17 protein-coding genes are annotated in these 20,990 nt (G+C 60.4%); 10 read left to right on the forward strand and 7 right to left on the reverse strand.

Annotated elements, in window-relative coordinates:
• The first annotated feature begins 31 nt into the window (after positions 1-31).
• From lpxD to VF629_RS25565, 7 genes are all read left to right on the forward strand, one after another.
• Entirely contained in the window at positions 32-1,072 is a 1,041-nt protein-coding gene (gene lpxD / locus VF629_RS25535) for a UDP-3-O-(3-hydroxymyristoyl)glucosamine N-acyltransferase (protein WP_331061351.1), read from the forward strand.
• 99 nt (positions 1,073-1,171) lie between these two features.
• A complete protein-coding gene (locus VF629_RS25540; RefSeq protein WP_331061352.1) occupies positions 1,172-2,566 on the forward strand; it encodes a bifunctional UDP-3-O-[3-hydroxymyristoyl] N-acetylglucosamine deacetylase/3-hydroxyacyl-ACP dehydratase in 1,395 nt (464 codons plus the stop codon).
• 112 nt (positions 2,567-2,678) lie between these two features.
• The gene (lpxA, locus tag VF629_RS25545) at positions 2,679-3,488 is read left to right on the forward strand and encodes an acyl-ACP--UDP-N-acetylglucosamine O-acyltransferase (RefSeq protein ID WP_331061353.1); all 810 of its coding nucleotides are present in this window, start codon (positions 2,679-2,681) and stop codon (positions 3,486-3,488) included.
• 12 nt (positions 3,489-3,500) lie between these two features.
• Complete coding sequence (locus VF629_RS25550; RefSeq protein ID WP_331061354.1) at positions 3,501-4,133, forward strand: ABC transporter ATP-binding protein; 633 nt, start codon at positions 3,501-3,503, stop codon at positions 4,131-4,133.
• A gap of 201 nt (positions 4,134-4,334) precedes the next feature.
• The gene (locus VF629_RS25555) at positions 4,335-4,727 is read left to right on the forward strand and encodes a hypothetical protein (protein WP_331061355.1); all 393 of its coding nucleotides are present in this window, start codon (positions 4,335-4,337) and stop codon (positions 4,725-4,727) included.
• A complete protein-coding gene (locus tag VF629_RS25560; RefSeq protein WP_331061356.1) occupies positions 4,702-5,373 on the forward strand; it encodes a hypothetical protein in 672 nt (223 codons plus the stop codon). Before VF629_RS25555 ends, VF629_RS25560 begins: the two co-directional genes overlap by 26 nt.
• Before the next feature lie 159 nt (positions 5,374-5,532).
• Entirely contained in the window at positions 5,533-5,913 is a 381-nt protein-coding gene (locus VF629_RS25565; RefSeq protein WP_331061357.1) for a hypothetical protein, read from the forward strand.
• Between the two features lie 179 nt (positions 5,914-6,092).
• Here the strand turns inward: VF629_RS25565 and VF629_RS25570 are convergent, their stop codons facing one another.
• Entirely contained in the window at positions 6,093-6,950 is an 858-nt protein-coding gene (locus tag VF629_RS25570; protein ID WP_331061358.1) for a DUF4197 domain-containing protein, read from the reverse strand.
• A 111-nt stretch (positions 6,951-7,061) separates the two neighbouring features.
• Between VF629_RS25570 and VF629_RS25575 the strand changes: the two genes are divergently transcribed.
• Complete coding sequence (locus VF629_RS25575; RefSeq protein WP_331061359.1) at positions 7,062-8,363, forward strand: competence/damage-inducible protein A; 1,302 nt, start codon at positions 7,062-7,064, stop codon at positions 8,361-8,363.
• Positions 8,364-8,488: 125 nt separating this feature from the next.
• Positions 8,489-9,583: a DUF4932 domain-containing protein gene (locus VF629_RS25580; RefSeq protein WP_331061360.1), complete on the forward strand. Its 1,095-nt coding sequence runs from the start codon at positions 8,489-8,491 to the stop codon at positions 9,581-9,583.
• A 483-nt stretch (positions 9,584-10,066) separates the two neighbouring features.
• Here the strand turns inward: VF629_RS25580 and VF629_RS25585 are convergent, their stop codons facing one another.
• From VF629_RS25585 to VF629_RS25610, 6 genes are all read right to left on the reverse strand, one after another.
• Positions 10,067-11,296, reverse strand: a complete 1,230-nt coding sequence (locus tag VF629_RS25585) for a bifunctional 3,4-dihydroxy-2-butanone-4-phosphate synthase/GTP cyclohydrolase II (protein WP_331061361.1) — start codon at positions 11,294-11,296, stop codon at positions 10,067-10,069.
• 62 nt (positions 11,297-11,358) lie between these two features.
• Positions 11,359-12,528 (reverse strand): glycosyltransferase, encoded by a 1,170-nt coding sequence (locus VF629_RS25590; protein WP_331061362.1) that lies wholly within the window; start codon positions 12,526-12,528, stop codon positions 11,359-11,361.
• Entirely contained in the window at positions 12,525-13,781 is a 1,257-nt protein-coding gene (locus VF629_RS25595) for a glycosyltransferase family 4 protein (RefSeq protein WP_331061363.1), read from the reverse strand. Before VF629_RS25595 ends, VF629_RS25590 begins: the two co-directional genes overlap by 4 nt.
• Positions 13,782-13,891: 110 nt before the next feature.
• Positions 13,892-14,944, reverse strand: coding sequence for a potassium channel family protein (locus VF629_RS25600; protein WP_331061364.1), 1,053 nt, complete (start codon positions 14,942-14,944; stop codon positions 13,892-13,894).
• 227 nt (positions 14,945-15,171) lie between these two features.
• Positions 15,172-17,262 carry a DNA primase gene (gene dnaG, locus VF629_RS25605; RefSeq protein WP_331061365.1) on the reverse strand — a complete coding sequence of 697 codons (2,091 nt, stop codon included), beginning with the start codon at positions 17,260-17,262 and terminating at the stop codon, positions 15,172-15,174.
• A 242-nt stretch (positions 17,263-17,504) separates the two neighbouring features.
• On the reverse strand, positions 17,505-17,633 hold the full coding sequence (locus VF629_RS25610; RefSeq protein ID WP_331061366.1) for a hypothetical protein: 129 nt from the start codon (positions 17,631-17,633) through the stop codon (positions 17,505-17,507).
• Positions 17,634-17,850: 217 nt separating this feature from the next.
• Between VF629_RS25610 and VF629_RS25615 the strand changes: the two genes are divergently transcribed.
• A complete protein-coding gene (locus VF629_RS25615; protein ID WP_331061367.1) occupies positions 17,851-20,868 on the forward strand; it encodes a leucine--tRNA ligase in 3,018 nt (1,005 codons plus the stop codon).
• Positions 20,869-20,990: the final 122 nt, after the last annotated feature.

Genomic DNA, 20,990 nt, shown 5'->3' on the forward strand with positions numbered 1-20,990 from the left:
AACCAACAACTGACAACTAATTTTGCCCATTATGGAATTTACCGTTCAGCAAATTGCCGAGGTTCTCGGCGGCACCGTGGAAGGCGACGCGAACCAGCGCATCTCCAGCTTGGCTAAAATTGAAGAAGCCCAGGCCGGCTCTCTTACGTTCCTGGCCAACAATAAATACGAAACGTTTTTGTACGAAACCGGCGCGTCGGCCGTCATCGTGGGCCGCTCCCAAGAGCTGCGCCAAGCCATCAAACCGGCCCTCATCCGGGTCGAGAATCCCTACTCCGCGTTCAGCCAGCTGCTCGAGTTTTATGCCCAGGCCACCCGCACCGGCAAGCGCGGCGTGGAGCAGCCGTCGTTCATGGGCGAAACTTCCGAAATCGGGCCTGGTCATTACCGCGGGGCTTTTTCCTACATCGGCGAGAACTGCAAGCTGGGCGAAAACGTGCTGATTTTCCCGTACGCCTACATCGGCGACCGGGTGACCATCGGGGCGGGCAGCATCATCCACGCCGGCGCCAAAATTTATCCCGACACCGTGATTGGCCAGTTTTGCGTGGTGAAAGCGGGCGCCGTGGTGGGGTCCGACGGCTTCGGCTTCGCTCCGCAGCCCGACGGCACCTACAAAGCCATTCCGCAAATCGGGAACGTGGTGCTGGAAGACTACGTGAGCATCGGGGCCAACGCCACCGTAGACTGCGCCACGCTGGGTTCCACCATCATCCGCACCGGTAGCAAGATTGACAACCTCGTGCAGCTCGCCCACAACGTGGAAATCGGCAAGCACACGGTCATTGCCTCGCAAACCGGCATTGCGGGCTCGGCCAAAATTGGCGACCACTGCGTGCTGGCGGGCCAGGTGGGCATGGCGGGTCACGTCACGCTGGCCAACCGGACGACCGTCACGGCGCAGTCGGGCGTGGGCAAGAACGTGAAGCAAGAAGGCTTGATTCTACAGGGTTCCACGGCCTTCGACTTCAAGCAAAACCAGCGCGCTCAAATCGTATTTCGCCGTCTTCCCGAACTCGAGCAGCGCGTCGAGCAGCTAGAGAAGGCGAAAAGCACGACGGAAAAGCCCTAGCTTTGCAGCCTCTTAGTTGTCAGTTGCTAGTTGTCAGTTGTTAGCTCATGGTAGCTTTTCGTCCTGATAACTGACAACTAGCAACTGACAACCAACAAGATGAACGACAAGCAACACACCATACAGGCACCCGTGACGGTGCGCGGCATCGGACTGCACACCGGCGTGGAAGCCACCATGACGTTTTGCCCCGCCCCGGTGGGCCACGGCTACAAGTTCCAGCGGGTGGATTTGCCCGGGCAGCCCATCGTGGATGCCGACGTGGACAACGTGGTGGACCTAAGCCGCGGCACCACCATCGAGCAAAACGGGGCCCGCGTGAACACCGTGGAGCACACCCTGGCCGCTCTGGTGGGCATGCAGCTCGACAACGTGCTGATTCAGCTCTCCGGCCCGGAGCCGCCCATCATGGATGGCTCGTCGGCCGAGTTCATTAAGGCCCTGGAAACCGTGGGCTTGGCCGAGCAAAACGCCCTGCGCAACTACTACGAGATTCCGGAGAGCATCCGCTACGTCGACAACGCCCGCGGCGTGGAAATTGCCGCCCTGCCCCTCACCGACTACCGCCTCACGGTGATGGTGGACTACAACTCGCCGGTGCTGGGCTCGCAGCACGCCACCCTGGCCGACATTGGCCAATTTGGGGCGGAAATAGCCTCGTCGCGCACCTTTTGCTTTTTGCACGAGCTGGAAATGCTCTACAAAAACAACCTGATTCGCGGCGGCGACCTGAGCAATGCCATCGTAGTGGTTGACCGCGTGGTGACGGATGACGAACTCAACGACCTGGCCAAAATGCTGGGCAAGCCCCGCGTGTCTGTCAAGAAAGAGGGCATCCTCAACAACGTGGACCTGCGCCACAAAAACGAGCCCGCCCGCCACAAGCTGCTCGACCTCGTGGGCGACCTGGCCCTGGTGGGCCGCCCGCTGAAAGGCCAGATTCTGGCCGCCCGCCCCGGCCACGCCGCCAACGTGGCCTTCGCCAAGCGCATCAAAAAGAAAATGCTCGAAGCGCGCAGCAACCCCGTGCCGGTGTACGACACCACCCGCGAGCCGGTGATGGACATCAACCGCATCATGCAGGTGCTGCCCCACCGCTACCCCTTCCTGCTGATTGACAAAATCATTCACCTCGACGACCAAATGGTGACCTCGGTGAAGAACGTGACCATGAACGAGCCGTTCTTCCAGGGCCACTTTCCCGGCAACCCGGTGATGCCCGGCGTGCTGCAGGTAGAGGCCATGGCCCAAACCGGCGGCATTCTGGTGATGAACACCGTGCCCGACCCGGAAAACTACTGGCAGTACTTCCTGGGCATTGAAAATTGTCGTTTTCGCAAGAAGGTGCTGCCCGGCGACACCATCTTGTTCCACTGCCAGCTGCTGGCCCCCATCAAGCGCGGCATCGCCAAAATGCGCGGCCAGGCCTTTGTGAATGGCAAAGTGGTGATGGACGCCGAAATGAGCGCCGCCATTGTTCGCAAAGACACCTAAAGACCAATTATAAATTATGAATTATGAATTATAAATGGCCTCAACAATTCAAACAAGGCCTCTTTTCAATTCATAATTTATAGTTCATAATTCATAATTTTCTGAAAGAAGAATGCTTTCTCCCCTTGCTCATATTCACCCTGCTGCTCGCCTTGCGCCGGGCGTAACCGTTGAACCGTTTACGACCATCGCGGCCGATGTGGAAATTGGGGAAGGCAGCTGGATTGGGCCCAACGTGACCATCATGAACGGGGCCCGCATCGGGCAGCATTGCCAGGTGTTTCCGGGCGCGGTGGTGAGCGCCGTGCCGCAGGACCTCAAGTTTGCCGGCGAGCACACCACGGCCGAAATCGGCGACTACACGGTGCTGCGCGAATGCGTAACCGTGAACCGCGGCACCGTGGACCGGGGCCGCACCGTAGTGGGCAGCCACTGCCTGCTGCAAGCCTACGTGCACGTGGCCCACGATTGCGTCATTGGCCACCACTGCGTGATTTCGAACTCGGTGCAGATTGCCGGCCACGTGACGGTGGGCGACTGGGCCATTTTGGGGGGCACTTCGGCCATCCATCAGTTTGTGAGCATCGGGGCGCACGCCTTTTTGGGCGGCGGCTCGCTGGTGCGCAAAGACGTGCCGCCGTTCGTGAAAGCCGCCCGCGAGCCGCTGAGCTACGCCGGCGTGAACTCCGTGGGCCTGCGGCGCCGCGGCTTCAGCGAAGAGCAGGTGACCAACCTGCACAACCTCTACCGCCTGTTGTTTTTGGGCGGCATGAACACCCAGGACGCCCTCGCGCGCATCGAAGCCGAGATTGTGCCCTCGGTGGAGCGCGACCAGGCCGTGGAGTTTGTGCGCGCCGCCACGCGCGGCATCATCAAGGGCCCCAAGCGCGACCGCAGCGCCGAAGAAGCCGAAGCCGAGTAACCCGCAAGCACCTTGCAGATTGACGCCACCGGCCTGGGCAAGCGCTTCCAACGCGACTGGATTTTCCGGGGCCTGACCCACGGTTTCCGGCCCGGCAGCGCCACGGCCATCCTGGGCCCCAACGGCGCCGGCAAAAGTACCCTGCTGAACACCATCTCGGGCCAGCTGCTGCCCACTGAAGGCACCCTGACTTATACCCTGGCCGGCCGGGCAGTGTCGGTGGAAGCTATTCCCCAGCATTTGGCGTATGCGGCCCCCTACCTGGAACTGCTGGAAGAGTTGACCCTGCTGGAAATGCTGCGGTTTCACACGCAGTTCAAGCCGCTGCGGCCGGGCACTTCCCTCGACCAGCTAATTGAGGTGATGTACCTGGAACGAGCGCGTCACCAACTGGTGCGCGAGTTTTCTTCGGGCATGAAACAACGCCTGAAACTGGCCCTGGCCCTGTACGCCGACGCCCCCTTGCTGCTGCTCGACGAGCCCACCACCAATTTGGACGCCACCGGCGTGGCCTGGTACCAGGAGCACGTAGCCGCCACGCGCGCCGGCCGCACCCTGCTGCTCAGCTCCAACGTGCCGGCGGAGTACGCCTTCTGCGACGAGCAGCTGGTCGTAACTGATTATCAGGCGGGTCAGTCGCGCTAGGCGTGCTTTATTTGCGCCGTTGATTACGCTAACGTCGCGCTCATGCCTTTTCCTGCTTCTTCTCGATTGCGTTGCCTTGTGGCCGGTGTGTTGGCGGCTCTGCCTTACTGTGGAACCGCGCAGGCGCCGAGGCAGAGTCCGTTTCGGCTGACGGACCAACACTTTACCGACGCTGCGGGCCGCATAAACTACGTGGCGCCGGTGCAGGCCCTGTTAGCCAATAAAGCCGCATTCGACCCAGACGCCTACGAGCAGGTGCTCTCAACGTATTACTCGTTCATCGGCCAAGGAGCCCCGTATGCTCCCGTTCCGCCCCCGACCACGGCTTATGTGTTGGCCAACGCCGACTCGCTGCTCTTGGCCGGCGCGCGGGCAACGTCCGTCGTTATCATCAACGAAGCCCACGACCACCCCGCGCACCGCGCCTACTGCGCCGGCTTGCTTCAACGGCTTGCCCCGCTTGGCTACCGGCAATTCGCGGTAGAGGCCCTGGCACCGACCGACACGGCTATCTACTCGCGCGGCTACCCGCTCTCGGCGTCGGGCTTTTACACGCGCGAGCCTACATATGGGCCAGTTGCTGCGCCTGGCTAGCGCCACTGGCTACCACATATTCGGCCACGAAATCCGAGCGGCCCAAGAAAAGGAATTTGCCGACATGGTGAAACGGATAAATTACCGTGACTCCGTACAGGCCGTGAACGTTTTAGCTGCGTTTAAGCAGAACCCGTCGGCTAAAATCGTGGCCTTGGTGGGCTACGACCACCTGCTCGAGAAAGAGCGCGACGGGGTGAAGCGGCTGGCCACCTACCTGCGGGAACTGGGCGGCCTGAACCCGTTCACCGTCGACCAGACCCTTGAGCTGGCCCGTCCGGCGGGGGTTCCCGGTGCCGCGCCACTTGCCCTCACTTCCGATGGCCGCCAGCCAATGACCTGGGGCAGCAACCGGGGCTACGTAGACCTGCAACTGGTGCACCCGCCCACGGCCATGCAGCAGGGCCGGCCGGCTTGGCTGGGCACTTACGACGGGCGCGTGCCGGTGATTGCAGCTGTTCCCCAGGCGCAACGGGGAAAGCCGTACCTGGCCCAGCTCTACGACCAGCGCGAGTACCAGCGGCACGGGGAAAAGGCAATTCCACTGGACCAATACCTGCTGGGCGCGCAGCAAAAACAAGTGCGCCTTTACAAGCGAAGCACCCAACAAAACGTTGTGATTCGCTACCGGCCAGCGAAGCTGTAGCCGGCTCGTTTGGATTCACAAAAACCGCATTGCGACGCTTGAGCTTACATTTTTCTTTCACAAACGCTGCCCTCAACTCAACCGAAAATGCGTGACCCGCGTATCTTCGCGGCCAGCTAAAGCTGCTTTTTTCACTTCACCTTTACCCCCGCCCCGGCCATGAAAGACCCCAACGACCTGGACGACGACTTGCTCGACGACGACCTTTTAGACGACGATGACACCCTGGACTCTTATGCTGCCCAGGGCGGCGCTGCTGCCCTGGGCAACTCGGAGGACCGCCTATCGGCCAAATACGCTGACTACCTAATGTGGACGGACACGGGCTCGTCGCACGACGAAGCCCTCGACCTGGCCAACATGACAGAAGAAGAGTTTGTGGAAGCCGAGCGCGCCGAAAACGCCGACCGCGGCGGCTTCACCAGCCTGGACGATGACGAAGATGACCTGGGCCTCGACGATGACGACGAGGAAGACGAAGGCTACAGCAGCGGCCGGGGCAGCCGCCGCGGCAGCAGCTTCGACAGCGACGACTATTAGCGACGACTATTAAGGAACTGCTCCAAGAAGATTGGTTGTTAGTTGTCCGTTGTTCGTCTAGCAACCTTGACCCTTGTATCAACCCTGACAACTAACAACCAATAACTAACAAGTAACCCCACAAAAAAGCCTCGCCAAAATACTCCGGCGAGGCTTTTTTGTGGGGTTAGCCTAGCGAATTATTTACGCCCAAACACCTGCTTCAGGATGTCGGTGGTACGCGCGGCGGGGTTCTTCCGGATTTTACTTTCCTCGTTGGCCAGCAGGGTAAACAGGCCGTCCACGGCTTTCTGGGTGGTGTAGGCGGTCAGGTCCGTTTGCACCGGCGTCATCAGCGGAATGCGGTTGTACTGGCTGGTCATCTTAGCGTAGGCTTTGCCGGCACCCACTTGGTCGATGGCCGCGCTGATGTCGGGGCGGAACGCGGCGATGAGTTGCGCTTCGGTGGACTTGCGCAGGAACTGCGTGGCTGCGTCGGTCGAGCCGCTGGTTACCAGCGTCAGCGCGTCGGTGATGCTGATGTTGGCCAAGGCGTTCAGGAAAATGTCTTTGGCTTTGGGCGCGGCGGCTTCGGCGGCGCGATTGAGCTGGGTTTCGAAGGTGCCGATGAGCGTGTTCATGCCCGGCAGCTTACTCAGCGTAGTTTTCATCAGGATGGCATCCTCCGGAAAAGGAATGCGAATGTCGTCGTTGGTATTGAAGCCGTCGGGCTCCGAGGCGAATTCTACCGCCTTCACAATGCCCTTATTGAGGGCTTCTTTGATGCCAGCGCTGGCTTGGGCTTCCGTCAACGGCGCGGGCGGGGGCGTGGCCGCTGCGGCTTTGTCGGCCGCTGCTTTGGCTGCAGCAGCGTTGGCAGCAGCGGTTTTGGCGGCGGCCGCTTTAGCCGCGGCGGCCTTGGTGGCAGCGGCTTTGGTAGCGGCCGCTTTCTTGGCGGCAGCGGCTTTTTGGGCGGCGGTAGTTTGGGCGTGGGCGGTGGGTGCCGCCGTGGCTAGAAGACCAACTACCAGCAAAGAGCTGGCAATGCGTATAAGCATGTGGAAAATGAAACAACGGGAAAACCGGATGGCCCCTGTGGCTGTCCTTGGACCGTCGCTTCCGCAAATTGAAGACAATTTTGCGGCCAAACCTATTTTTTCCTTTCCGTTATGCCCGCCACGGCCCCGCTTTCGTCTGCTTCAGCTTCCACCCCCGCCACCCTTGCCCCGCCCGATGTCGAAATCATGACCATCGGTGACGAACTGCTGTACGGGCAAGTCATCGACACCAATTCAGCTTTCATGGGCCAGGAGCTTGGCAAAATCGGCCTGCGGGTGCGCCAGATTTCGTCGGTGTCGGACCGCGCCGACGAAATTGTGGCGGCGCTGGACCAAGCCCGGCAACGCGCCCAGGTGGTGCTCATAACCGGGGGGCTGGGCCCCACCAAGGACGACCTGACCAAACACGTGCTGGCGCGCTACTTCGGCAGCGAGCTGGTGATGCACGAACCCACGCTGCGCCACGTCGAAGAAATCTTCAAGCGTTTCCAGCGGCCCATGCTCGACGTGAACCGCCATCAAGCGCTGGTGCCGGCCAATTGCGAAGTGCTACACAACGCCGTGGGCACGGCCCCGGGCATGTGGTTTCTCGACCAGGGCACGGTGTTCGTGAGCATGCCCGGCGTGCCCTTCGAAATGAAGCGGCTCATGACCGACCACGTGCTGCCCCGCCTGCAAACCCAGTTTCACCTCTCGCCCATCGAACACGTGGTGGTGATGACGGCCGGCTTGGGCGAGTCATTCCTGGCCGAAAAAATTGCCGATTGGGAAGATGCCTTGCCCGCCAACGTCAAGCTGGCTTACTTGCCCAGTTTCGGCGCCGTTCGCCTGCGCCTCACCGGCACCGACGACGGCCAACCCGATTTGCGCGGCCGCATGCTGGCCCTGCTGCCCGCCCTGCGGGAGCGCATCGGCGAATACATTTTCGCGGAAGAAGAAACCACCCTAGAAGCTGCCATTGGCAAGTTGCTGGCCGCCAAAAACCAGACCATTGGCACCGCGGAAAGCTGCACGGGCGGCCTGGTGGCGCATCGCCTTACCAGCGTGCCGGGCAGCTCGGCCTACTTCCGGGGCAGCATCGTGGCTTATCACAACGACATCAAGCAGGCCGAGTTAAGCGTAAAAGCTGAAACCCTGGCCCAATACGGTGCCGTGAGCGAGGCCACCGTGCGTGAAATGGCCGAAGGTGCCCGCCAACGCCTGGGCGTGGACATTGCCATCGCCACCAGCGGCATTGCCGGGCCCGGCGGCGCCACCGAAGCCAAGAAAGTGGGCACCGTCTGCTTGGCTTACGCCGACGCCACCCAGACCATCAGCCGCGAATACGTGCTGGACCGCGGCCGGGCGCTAAACGTGGAGTATGCCGCCCAGTCGCTGCTCACGATGCTTAGGCAGCAGCTAGCCGGCAGGTAAGTGGCGTTGCGTGTATTGACGGTTGTACAGCAAGGTCAAGAACACATCAGAACGTGCTTAAACCAACGTTTAAATAAAAGCGTCTCGCTCGGTTTCCCTCGCTGCTACCTCGTTCCTCTCTACTCATGCGTTTCTGTCGGTTTGCCGCCCCCTTCCTCCTCTGTTTCCTTGCCTGGCTGCCGAGCCGGGCGCAATCGACGGCTGCGGTGCGCGTCCTGGTGCATCCCGGCACGGAATTGCTGCAAATCATTCACCTGCTGTCCGACACTGCGCAAGTGGCTGAGTCCACTTACAACGCGGAAGTCGTTCGTTTCTTCGCTCCGCACCGGCGCCACCCGGCCGTGCTTGCCGCCCAGCGCTTGTCGCGCGCCATCAGTTGCGACTACCCGGTACGCCTGAGTTGGGCCTTTTACGGTTTCCCCGACCTGAAACTCGCTACCATGCGCCCCGAGCACATGGACGGGTACGAGCAGGAAATGCCCCTGGCGGAAGTGCAAGCGTATTTCCGCCAGTGCTTACAATTTGCCCGCGACGCGCACTTCGTGGCCTTCTTCCAGGCCCACGCGCCACAGCACGCGGCGTGGGTACGGGAGTTCGAGGCGGGCCTGCGGCAGCAACGCCTGTTGGAAACCCTCGACCGGTTTTACCGCCTTCCCCGCCAACGGCCCGTAGCCTTGACGCTGGGGGTGCTCAATTGCGGGTCGTACGCAATGTCCGACCTGCGGGGCATCAACACAACGCTGCCCAATCAACACACCGTGATGGTTAGCTACCGCCAAGTGGTGTTGGGCCAAGATGACCCCGCCACAGCCCCTCGTTTTCGCCCCACCGCGCAAACCGCGCAACTGGTGTGGCACGAACTCGGCCACACCTACTTGGCACCCGTCTTTGCGCGCCACCAGCCGGAAATCAACCGCTTGGCGTACCTCGCGCGGCAAGACCCGCGGGCCAAGCAATGGTCAGCGGCGCGCGGCAGTTGGAGCAATTTCTTGAACGAAAACGTCACGCAAGCGGTGACGAACGTCTTGAAACTCCGCGCCGGCACCCTCACGCGGGCGGAGGCAGTGGCACCCGACGATTTCTACATTTATTCGGGAGAGCTGGCCGCGCTAATCGAGCACCAATACACGCAAGCGGCGGGCTACAACAATTTCGAGGCGTATTTCCCAGCACTGCTGCGGGCCTTCGCGAAAAAGCATCCGGTAATTGCCGAGAAGTAGCTAATGCGAACATCAGGCTTTCCTTTTTTTCTGTAAGCGCCACTTATGGGGCTTGCATGCCCCGTAAGCTTGGGGCAAGGTTTATACGAAGCTTAAAAACCGGTTCACCTTACAAAGTTCACGGAATACCCTTTGGCGATGATTACGTGAACTTCGCAACTAGACCCGCCCAATGCCTCGAATACTGCATTGACCCGACGCCTTTGATTCACTTGACTAAGAATTACAAGACACGTTATTCAATGCCTGCTTCAAAAACGTGAAACCAGGAGCAGCGCGTTGCAGAAGGGCCAGCAATTGGCCCGGGCATAGAAATTTGGGCCAACAGCTGTTATTGCGCGCACAGCGAAAAGCTCTCTTATACATAATGACTTAACACAAAAAAGCCCCGACTCTACTCTGAGTCGGGGCTTTTTACATCTTGGGACTAGTCGCTGAGAACGGGACGAATTACTTCGTTGCGCTCGCAATGACTATTTACGCTTACGCCGCTTCTGGAGCGTCGCTGGGCACTTTGCGCATGATTTCGTGGCCCAGCTTGTCGCGCTTGGTGGCCAAATACACTTCGTTGTGGGGGTTGGAGGTGATTTCAATGGGCAAGGTGTCCACGATGGTCAGGCCGTAGGCCACGAGGCCGGTGCGCTTACGAGGGTTGTTGGTGAGCAGGCGCATTTCCGTGATGCCCAGGTCGCGCAGGATGGAGGCGCCTACGCCGTAGTCGCGCTCGTCGCTCTTGAAGCCCAGCTCTTCATTGGCTTGCACGGTGTCGCGGCCCTGCTCCTGGAGTTTGTAGGCTTTGAGCTTATTGAGCAAGCCAATGCCGCGGCCCTCCTGGTTCATGTACACGACCACGCCGCGGCCTTCGCGCTCAATTTGCCGCATGGCCTGGCGCAACTGGGGGCCGCAGTCGCAGCGGCACGAGCCGAAGATGTCGCCGGTCACGCAGGAGCTGTGCACCCGCACCAGCACCGGCTCGGGTCCGCTGATGTCACCCTTTACCAAAGCCAAATGCTTGGCGCCGTTGGAGCGCTGCGTGTAGGCGTACAAGTCAAAGTCGCCGTCTTCGGTGGGCATTCGCACCGAGATTTCGCGGTGAATGAGGCTTTCGTGGTCGAGGCGGTACTTGATGAGGTCCTGCACCGAGATGAGCTTCAAACCCCACTTGCGGGCCACGATTTCCAGGTCGGGCAGCCGGGCCATTTCGCCGTCTTCCTTCAGGATTTCCACCAGCACCCCTGCCGGCTCGAAACCGGCCAGCCGGGCCAGGTCCACGGCCGCTTCGGTGTGGCCGGCCCGCCGCAGCACACCTTCCTTGCGCGCTTTGAGGGGGAAGATGTGCCCCGGCTTGCCCAGTTCTTCGGGCTTGGTGGCGGGGTCGATGAGGGCCAGAATGGTCTTGCTGCGGTCGGAGGCCGAGATGCCGGTGGTCACGCCGTTCTTGAGCAAGTCGACCGACACGGTAAACGGCGTGGCGTGCAGGGCCGTGTTGTGGCCCACCATCAGGTCGAGGCCCAGCTCTTCGCAACGCTGCTCGGGCAAGGACGCACATACCAGGCCGCGGCCGTGGGTGGCCATAAAGTTGATGATTTCGGGCGTGGCGCACTGCGCGGCGCAAATGAAGTCGCCTTCGTTTTCACGGTCTTCGTCGTCGACGACGATGACCACCTTGCCAGCGCGGATATCGGCAATGGCGGATTCGATAGTATCGAGCATGGGATGGGTATTTCGAGCCATAACAACTACGGCCGACGCAAAGTTAGCTCCCCGTGCGGGCCCTAGCCGAAGAGCGCCTCCAGCCGGGCCGTAGCGCCGGCCCAGTTGTAACGAGTTTTCACAAACTCATGCCCCCGGGCGGCTAACGCTTGGGCTTGTGCGGCATCATGCAGCAGCCCGGTGATGGCTGCGGCCAGGGCCGCAGCCGTTTCAGCTACCAGCAACTCGGCGCCGTGCGTGCCGCCCAGGGCGTTGTTGGCCAGCGGCGTGGTCACGCAGGGCAAGTGCATGGCCATGGCTTCGAGCAGCTTGTTTTGCAGGCCCGTGCCCACGCGCATGGGCGCCACAAACACCCGGGCACCCGCATACGCCGAACGAATGTCGGGCACCCAGCCGCTTACCACCACGTGGGCCGACGCCAAGGCCAGCACCCGGGCCGAAGGCGTGGTACCCGCCACCAGCAGCCGGGCTGCGGGGTGGTGCTCGCGCACCAGGGGCATAATCTCCTCGGCCAAAAAAGCCGCCGCGTCCACGTTGGGATGGTAGCTCATGTTGCCGCAGAACAACACATCAAACTCCTTGACCGCGGTGGGCTGCGGCCGGAAAAAGTCCGTATCGATGCCGTTGAGGACAATGTGAATCTGGTCGCGCTGAGGGTGCTGAATGAGCTGCCGGTCCTGGTCGCTGATGATGGTGCGGTGCCGGAACCAGCCGAAGGCTTCGGCTTCGTAGCTGAGCAAGCGCTGGGCTTCCAGCGCCAGCACGGGCCGCTGCCAAAAGGGCGCCTGCGTGGCCCGGCGCACCATGCCAGCCGAGAAAACGTCCATGTAGTCCAGCGTCATGGGCAATTGGCCCACGTGGGGCCGGAGGTATTCGGCCATGCGGATGAGCTGGCAGTACACGTGGTCGGGCTGGAAATTGCGCAGCAGCGTCTCGACCTGCTGCTGGGCCCGGACATCGTGAAAATACCCCACCTGCAACGGACGGCCCGTGGCCAGCGCCCGGGCCATGTTGACCGCAATGCCGGGCCGGTGCAGCCGGTGCACCACGAGCCCGCCCCGGCACAGGGGCGCTACCAACGCCGTTCCTTCGGCCGAGACTTCTTCGTCGGAAAGCGCAAACAGGCAGATTTCGTGGCGCTCGGCCAAGTACCGCAGCTGGTGGTACGCGCGCAGCTTGTCGCCTTTGTCGAGCGGGTACGGGAAACGCGAAAGGAGCACGAGTAGCTTCATGCAGGCGGCGAGTGGGCTGGGGTTCCGGCCGGGGCCGGCAGGAGAAGCTGCTCATACAAGCCCACAAATCGCTGCACCACCCGGTGGTTATCGTACACGTCGATGGCGGTCTGGGCCGCTTGCGCCCCTATTTCGGCCACGGCAATCTCGCCGCGCGCCCAGCTTCGCAGCAGCGCCACCCACTCAGCTGCGGAATCGCGCACCAGAATGTCGTGGCCGTCACGCGCGGCAATGCCTTCGGCCCCGAGACGGGTGCTGAGAATGGCTTTGCCCAACGCCATGCCCTCGATGATTTTGACCCGCATGCCGCCGCCGCTGAGCAGGGGCACCAGCATCAGCTCGTAGTGCTGCATGAAGGCCGGGGCCGACTCCACGAAGCCGTGCATGAATACATTGTCGGCTTTTAGGTTCAGCAAGTGGGCGGGCGCGTTGCGGCCGGCAATGTGCAACTCCACTTCCGGAAATTCGGCGTGAAAAGCGGGCCATACTTCGGCCAACAGCCACTCCACTCCTTCCTGGTTGGGCAGCCAGTCGAGCGAGCCAATCATGAACAGGGTGCGCGGCTTGGCCTGGATGGCGGGGTCCGGCTGCACGCGGCCCAGCTCCACCCCGGCCGGAACGAACACCACCGGTTCGGGGCAGTGCAGGGCGCGCAGGCGGTCGGCGTCGGCTTCGGTGATGGCGGCCACGGCGTCGAACTGGCGCAGGTAGCGCCGCTCGAAATTTTCGAGCCGCTCGGCCATCGTTTTAAGAAAAAGTCTCTTCAACAGGTTGGTTTCACGCCCTGCTAACATCTTCCAAATGCTGTACTCCACGTTGTGGGCGCGCAGCACCAGCGGCGGCACCCGAAAATCGGAGCGATGCTGCCGGCCCAGCACCTCGGCGTACCAGGCCACGAAGGTGCCTTCCATCTGCACGATGTCGACTTGCTCGGTTCGCAGAATTTCCAGCAGCTTTGCCTCCACCACCGGGCTAATGAAGCGCTCCACGTTGTAGGGCTGGCGGCTGAAGAGGAAGTTTTTCAGGGCTTTGGGCGCGGAGATGTTGGTGTCCACCTCCACCAACACCAATTGCAGATTGGGGCCTAAATGGGCCAGGGCGTCGGCGGGCTGGCGGTGCTTGGGCGTGTTGATGGCCAGCAGCGTCACGCGGTGGCCGGCCCGGACGAGTCCCGCCGCGACGTCGTACATGGCGATGGCCCCGCCGTCGTGGGGCGGAAAGGGGACGCGCGGACAGAGTTGGAGGATGTGCATGAGTCATTTAACACTCATCAATTAACAGTTAACAGTCTTTCAGCTGGCGCAAGTGGCGCTACATGAAAGCCGTAGGCGTGTTCACTGATAACTGTTACTGATTAAATGTATTACAGCTGTCGGTATTGCACTTCGAAGCTTTCAATCTGGGCTTCGCTGCCCAACACGAGCAGCACGTCGCCCGTGGCGGGCACGTAGTCGGCCGACGGGCTCACCAGCAACGTGCCGTCGTGCTGGCGCAGGCCAATGATGGTGGCCCCGGTGCGAGACCGAATGTCCAGTTCGCGGATGCTTTGCCTCTGCCGGTCGTGGCGCATTTGGCCGTACGACAGTTCCTCCAGCCGCAGCTTGTCGGCACTCAGGCCCGATATGAGGTCCAGAAAGCGGATTACCTCGGGGCGCACCACCAAGTTGGCCATGTGCGAGCCCCCAATTTCGTCGGGCATGACCACCGAGTTGGCCCCGGCCGAAATCAGCTTGCTTTCCGACGTTTTATAAGACGCCCGCGCAATGATGTTCAGGTGGGGGTTGAGGGCGCGGGCCGACAGGGCCACGAAAACGTTGTCCGCGTCTTTGGGAAGCGCCGTGATGAGCGCCGAGGCGCGCGCGACGCCAGCCTGCTGCAGCACCGAGTCGTTGGTCGCGTCGCCGATGATGGTGATGATGCGGCCATTGCGGGGGTTTTCGCCCTCGTCCTCACCGGCACGCCCTTCGTTGAGGTTCTTCACCAGCTGCTCGTCTTGCTCGATGACCACCACGCGGGCCCCGTTCTGCACCAGGTCGTGGTGGGCTTTGCGGCCGTTGCGGCCAAAGCCGCACAAAATAACGTGTCCGCTAAACCGCTTTATTTCTTGGTCGACCCGATACATTTTGAAAAGTTTACGCAGCTCCCCGTCAAAGATAAAGGTGGACAGTATCGACACGAGGTAGGCCACCACCACCAGGTTGAAAAGAATGAAATAAGACACGAATGTGCGGCCGACTTCCGACAGCGGGTGCAAGGCCCCAAAGCCCACCGAGGACACGGTGATGACCGTCATGTAAAACGCGTCGCCGGGGTCGTAGCCTTCGATGGTCGTAAAGCCCACCATGCCAATGACCAAGCTTAGAACAATCAGAAAAACCGCCAGGATTATTCGGTTGAAGTTGGCGTGTTTGAGCATGAGGTCATTTAACAGTTAACATTTATCATTCTGCTGTATCCCGGCCTCAAATTTCTTCAGCATTGCCGTAGTATTTAGCAAATCGGCACCGCCCGGTCCGACGCCCTAGGCGTCCGACCGGTTGTCGCCCACACGATACGCCGACGGCCGGTGACCAACAACCCGTCGGATGCTTAGGGCGTCGGACCGGCAAGAGACATACCAAACAGCTTCCATATCAAATGCAATCAGGCGCTGCGCCCCACCACCGTGCCAAGCAGCGCGCCCAGCTCGTTGTCCAGCTCTTTGAGGCGTTTGATGTCGCCCAGGATTTCAAACATTTCGGCGTCTTCCAGCGGGTGGCGCAGGCGCTCAAGGCACTGGTCGAGCTCGCGCTGCACGTGCACTTTGTTGAGGCGCAGCACGGCGTTGTCGCAGGCCAGCTTGGGCAGGTCGACTTCGTTGAAAACGTAGATTTCCTTGGTGCGCCAGTTCGGGCTGATTTCGTAGCGCTCGGTGGCCAGGTCCGTAATCAGGTTGCGAATGTCGGCGCGCTCGTTTTGGGCCAGTAGCCGCGCTTCCGGGAAGCGACCAGCCAGCAGCTCCTGGCGGCAGATTTCCCACATTTCGGCGTAAAGCGGCGTTTGAAGCGGGTTTTCGCCCAGCTGGCCAATCAGGTAAGCGGCCACGCTGATTTCAGGGTCTACCTCCCGGCCGGCGTAGAGCACCAGCAGGCGCAGCACTTCCCGCTCGCACACCTTGAGCATGTCGGGCGTCTCTTCTTCCTCTTCGGCATTCGATTTGGCGACAGCACCCGAAAACGCATTGCCCGCTTGGATTTCGGCAGCCGCTTCAGCGCCGCCGTACATCAGCATTTCGGCCTCTTCCTCGTCGGACAATGGGCGCGCGACTGCGGGAGGAGTGCTGCGGTTGCTGGGCGGAAAGCCCGTGTTGGCGCTGCCAGCACCGCTGCCGTAGTTGCCCGCGTTGCCCCCGCCGGCCGCCTTGGCCGGCGACTTCACCAACTTGTTGTATTCGGTGATGAGCACCTGCTCGTCGATGCCAAACGTGCCCGAAGTTTGCTGCAAAAACACCTGGCGCTTGATGGCGTCGGGCACTTTGGCGATGCTGTGTAGCACGTCGCGAATGGCCTCGGCCTTTTTCACGGGGTCGTTGCTGGCCTCGCGGGCCACCAGCGTGGTTTTGAAGGAGATGAAGTCCTGGCTTTTGGTTTCGATGTACTCGGTGAAGCGTTGGTCGCCCACTTTGCGGATGTAGGAGTCCGGGTCGTCGCCGTCCGGAAACAGCACCACGCGCACGTTCAGGCCGCCTTCGAGCAGCAAATCCGTGCCGCGCAGCGAGGCCTTGATGCCGGCCGCGTCGCCGTCGTACAGCACCGTCACGTTGTCAGAATACCGTTTGATGAGGCGGATTTGGCCCTCCGTGAGCGAGGTGCCCGACGAGGCCACCACATTTTTGATGCCGCCCTGGTACAGGCTCAGCACGTCGAGGTAGCCTTCCACCAGGTAGCAAACCTCCTGCGTGCGGATGGCCTGGCGGGCCTGAAACAGCCCGTACAGCACGTCGGACTTGTGATAAATGTCCGACTCGGGCGAGTTGAGGTACTTCGCCATCTTGTCGTCGCGCTTCAGGGTGCGCGCCCCGAAGCCCACCACCCGGCCGCTGATGTTGTGAATCGGGAACATCACCCGGCCCCGGAACCGGTCGTAGCGCCGGCCCGTGTCGTGCCCTTGGTCGTCGGTTTTGGTGACGATGAGGCCGGTTTTTTCCAGGTACTTCTTTTGGTAGCCGGCCGTTTCGGCGGTCTTCATCAGGTCGTCCCAGCTGTCGAGCGAGTAACCCAGCTCGAAGGTTTGGATGGTGCTCAGGTTCAGGCCGCGCTCCTTGAGGTAGCCGTAGCCGATGCTCATGCCCTCTTCCGAGTTTAGCAGCAGGCGGTGGTAGTGGCTTTTGGCGAAGTCGGAAACGATGAACTGCGAGTCCCGCTCGTTCTGCTCCAGCTGCTGCTGGGGCGTCTTTTCCTCCTCCTGAATCTCGATGGCGTACTTCTTGGCCAGGTATTTCAAGGCCTCGACGTAGCTGGTGCCCTCCACGTCCATCACGAACTGCACCACGCCGCCGGCCTTGCCACAGCCGAAGCACTTGTAGAGCGACTTGGCCGGGTTTACCGAAAACGACGGGGACTTTTCGTTGTGAAACGGGCAGGGCGCCCACAGATTTTGCCCCTTGCGCTTGAGTTGCACAAAGTCGCCGACGACTTCTACGATGTCGGCGGTCTGGATGATGTGGTCAACTAACTCTTTGGGAATGCGGGCCATAGCAACAATACGGAAAGCCGCACGACAGTAGCGCGAACTTTAGCTGCGCTGACCTGCGGTTGTAGTTCGCGTCCCCGGCGGATGCCCGAACGACAACCGAACGGCGCGGGGACGCGAACTACAAAGTTCGCGCTACGGCACCCTACTTTCTCGAAAACTTCGCATCTTTGCGCAACTTCCGGCGGCTGAGCACAGTTACAGCCCAAGGCAGGAAGGACTTGCGTCCCTCCTGCTGGCTACGGTTAGTGTTGCAGCACCACGTATGTGGCGGCGGCCAACACCAGCCACCGGCCAAGCTGCGCAAGCAGCCTCACCGGGAGCCTGACGACGATTACCACGTAATCATCGCCGCTGTTTGGTTTGTTCCTCATGGTTTTCAAGGTTTGAGGATGAACAAATCACCCACTTGAAGCCCGTGGTCTGCCAACCACGGGCTTCGTTCGTTTCTGCCGAAGCCGAAATGAACGCCGTGGTGGCGGGAGACAACCGCACAGTGGAGCAAAGCTACTTGCGAATCGGGCCCATGCAATTTGGGAAAACAGCCAAAATGCCGGCCCTTACCTTTGTCTGGAATAAACTCCGCGCAAGATGCCCGCATACCGCCCCGAAGAAATCGAAAAGAAGTGGCAGGCCCACTGGAAAGAGCACAGCACCTTCCGAGCCCAGAACAACTCCGAAAAGCCTAAGTACTACGTGCTTGACATGTTCCCCTACCCCTCCGGGGCGGGCTTGCACGTGGGGCATCCGCTGGGCTACATCGCCTCCGATATCGTGTCGCGCTACAAGCGCCTGCAAGGGTTTAACGTGCTGCATCCCATGGGTTTCGACTCCTTCGGCCTGCCCGCCGAGCAGTACGCCATCCAGACGGGCCAGCACCCGGCCCTGACCACGGAGAAAAACATCGACACCTACATCAAGCAGCTCAGCAGCTTGGGGTTCAGCTACGACTGGGAGCGGGAAATCCGTACTTCCGACGCCAGCTACTACAAGTGGACGCAGTGGATTTTCCTCAAGCTGTTTAACTCCTGGTACAACCTCGACACCAACCGCGCCGAGCCGCTGACCGCCCTTACGGCCCATTTTGCCGAGCGCGGCAGCGAAGGCATCAACGCCGCCGGCGACGCCGACGAGCGCCAGGTGTTTACCGCCGGCCAATGGCAGCTATTTACCGAGCAGCAAAAACTGGCGGCGGTCCACCCCTACCGCTTGGCCTACCAGCAAGACACGTACGTGAACTGGTGCGCTGGCCTAGGCACGGTGCTCTCGAACGACGAAGTAAAGGACGGCCTTTCGGAGCGCGGCGGCTTCCCCGTCGAGCGCCGCCTCATGCCCCAGTGGAACCTACGCATCACGGCCTACGCCGACCGCCTGTTGCAGGGCCTGGACAACCTGGACTGGCCCGACGCGGTGAAGGAAATGCAGCGTAACTGGATTGGCCGTTCCGTTGGAGCTAGCGTGCGGTTTCCAGTTTTCTTGGATGAGGAAAGCGCGTCTTTCGTGGTTCGGCACCAGCAGCCCGAACACATCGAGGTTTTTACTACCCGCGTCGACACCATTTACGGTGCGACTTTTCTGGTATTGGCCCCCGAGCACCCGCTTACCCTGCAGTTGGGCCAGCGTGCCTACGAAATCAACACAGCCAATCCGGAGGGAGAAACCACTTGGCGCAACCTTCAGAGCTACGTTGAGCAAGCCAAAAACCGTTCGGAACGCGACCGACAGGCCGATGCCAAAACCATAACGGGTGCTTTCACCGGCTTTTACGCCCGCAACCCGTTCACGGAAAAAGACATTCCGGTTTGGACGGCTGACTATGTGCTGGCTGGCTACGGTACCGGTGCCGTGATGGCCGTACCAAGTGGTGACCAGCGAGACTGGCTTTTTGCTACGCACTTTGGGTTGCCCATTGTGCAAATTTCCGACGCGCAGAAAGACCTTGACAAGCAAGCCGACCCTACGAAAGAGGGACACTATGTCAACTCAGGTGACATCAACGGTTTGACCTACAAAGAGGCCACCGAACAACTATTAGGAACCCTTGATGCAACGGGTACTGGCGAAGCTAAAGTTACCTACCGCCTGCGCGACGCCATTTTTGGCCGTCAGCGCTACTGGGGCGAGCCCATTCCGATTTACTACAAGGATGGAACGGCCTACGGCATCGCCGAAAGCGACTTGCCGCTGGTGCTGCCCGAAATTGATGAGTACAAGCCCACCGAAACCGGTGAGCCGCCCCTCGGCCGCGCCCAAAACTGGCTCTACCGCGGCCAGTACCCTTATGAGTTGAGCACCATGCCCGGCTGGGCGGGCTCGTCGTGGTACTACCTGCGCTACATGGACCCCACCAACGAAGCCCGCTTCGTATCGGAGGAGGCCGAAAAATACTGGGGCACGGTGGACCTCTACATGGGCGGCGCCGAGCACGCCACTGGCCACTTGCTCTACGCCCGCTTCTGGTATCTGTTCCTGAAAGACTTGGGCTTCGTCAGCGCCACTGAGCCGTTCCAGAAACTGATTAACCAGGGGATGATTTTGGGGCGGTCGAATTTCGTGTACCGCCTTGACTTCACTTGGCACAAAACTCATGGCGTAGATTTCACTTTCCCACAAGTGTTTATCTCCCATGACTTGGTACTACAATATAAGTCTGCTTCTAAACAAGAAAAAACTGTTATTGAAGATTTTGTTTTCAGCCAGTTTAACAAAGCCGTTGATGAAATCAATTTAGCAAACCCAGAAATTGGTATAGCAATATCGGCTGTTAAATTCGACCCATTTCATCCTTGGCATGTAGATGTCAATATTGTTGAAAATGACATTCTAGACCAAATAGCGTTTCGTAAATGGCGGGACGACTTAAGCGACGCAATTCTTATCCTTAATAAGGAAGGCAATTATATCTGCGGTGTCGAAATCGAGAAAATGTCGAAGTCCAAATACAACGTCGTTAATCCCGACGTGCTGATTGGCAAATACGGCGCTGATGCCCTGCGTCTCTACGAAATGTTCCTCGGCCCGCTGGAGCAGTACAAGCCCTGGAACACCAATGGCATTAGTGGCGTGGGTGGCTTTATTAAGAAATTCTGGCGCCTTTTCCATCCCGAAGATGGTGCGCTGGCCGTGACCGACGAGCCCGCCACGCCGGCCGAGCTGAAAGCCCTGCACCGGGCTATTCAGAAGGTGCAGGAAGACATTGAGAAATTCAGCTTCAACACCTCGGTCAGCATGTTCATGATAACCGTGAACGAGCTGACGGCCCTCAACTGCCACAAGCGCGCCATTTTGGAGCCGTTGGTTATTCTGCTTTCCCCCTACGCGCCTCACTTGGCCGAGGAGCTGTGGTTGGAACTAGGCCACGAGGCCGGCAGCATCAGCAGCGCCCGCTACCCGGAGTTCCGCGAGGAATATTTGGTGGAGGCCAACGTGGTGTACCCCATCGCCATCAATGGCAAGGTGCGCGAGCAAATGCAGTTTGCCGCCGCGGCCACCGGCACGGAGATTGAAACTGCGGTATTGGCGTCGGATTTCCTAGCGCGCTTCGGCGAAGGCAAGTCGGCCAAGAAGGTGATTGTGGTACCCGGCCGCATGGTGAACGTGGTGGTGTAGCCTTGGCGAGGCCATGTAATTTAAAAAGCCCGCTGCTTCTGCAGCGGGCTTTTTCGTTTTCTGGGTCCCAGAGCAGTGCTAACGGATGCATCTTTGTGTGAGAGGCATTTCCTGCCAGGATA

This window comes from Hymenobacter sp., from assembly GCF_036388155.1.
In the GTDB taxonomy this organism is placed as follows: Bacteria; Bacteroidota; Bacteroidia; order Cytophagales; family Hymenobacteraceae; genus Hymenobacter.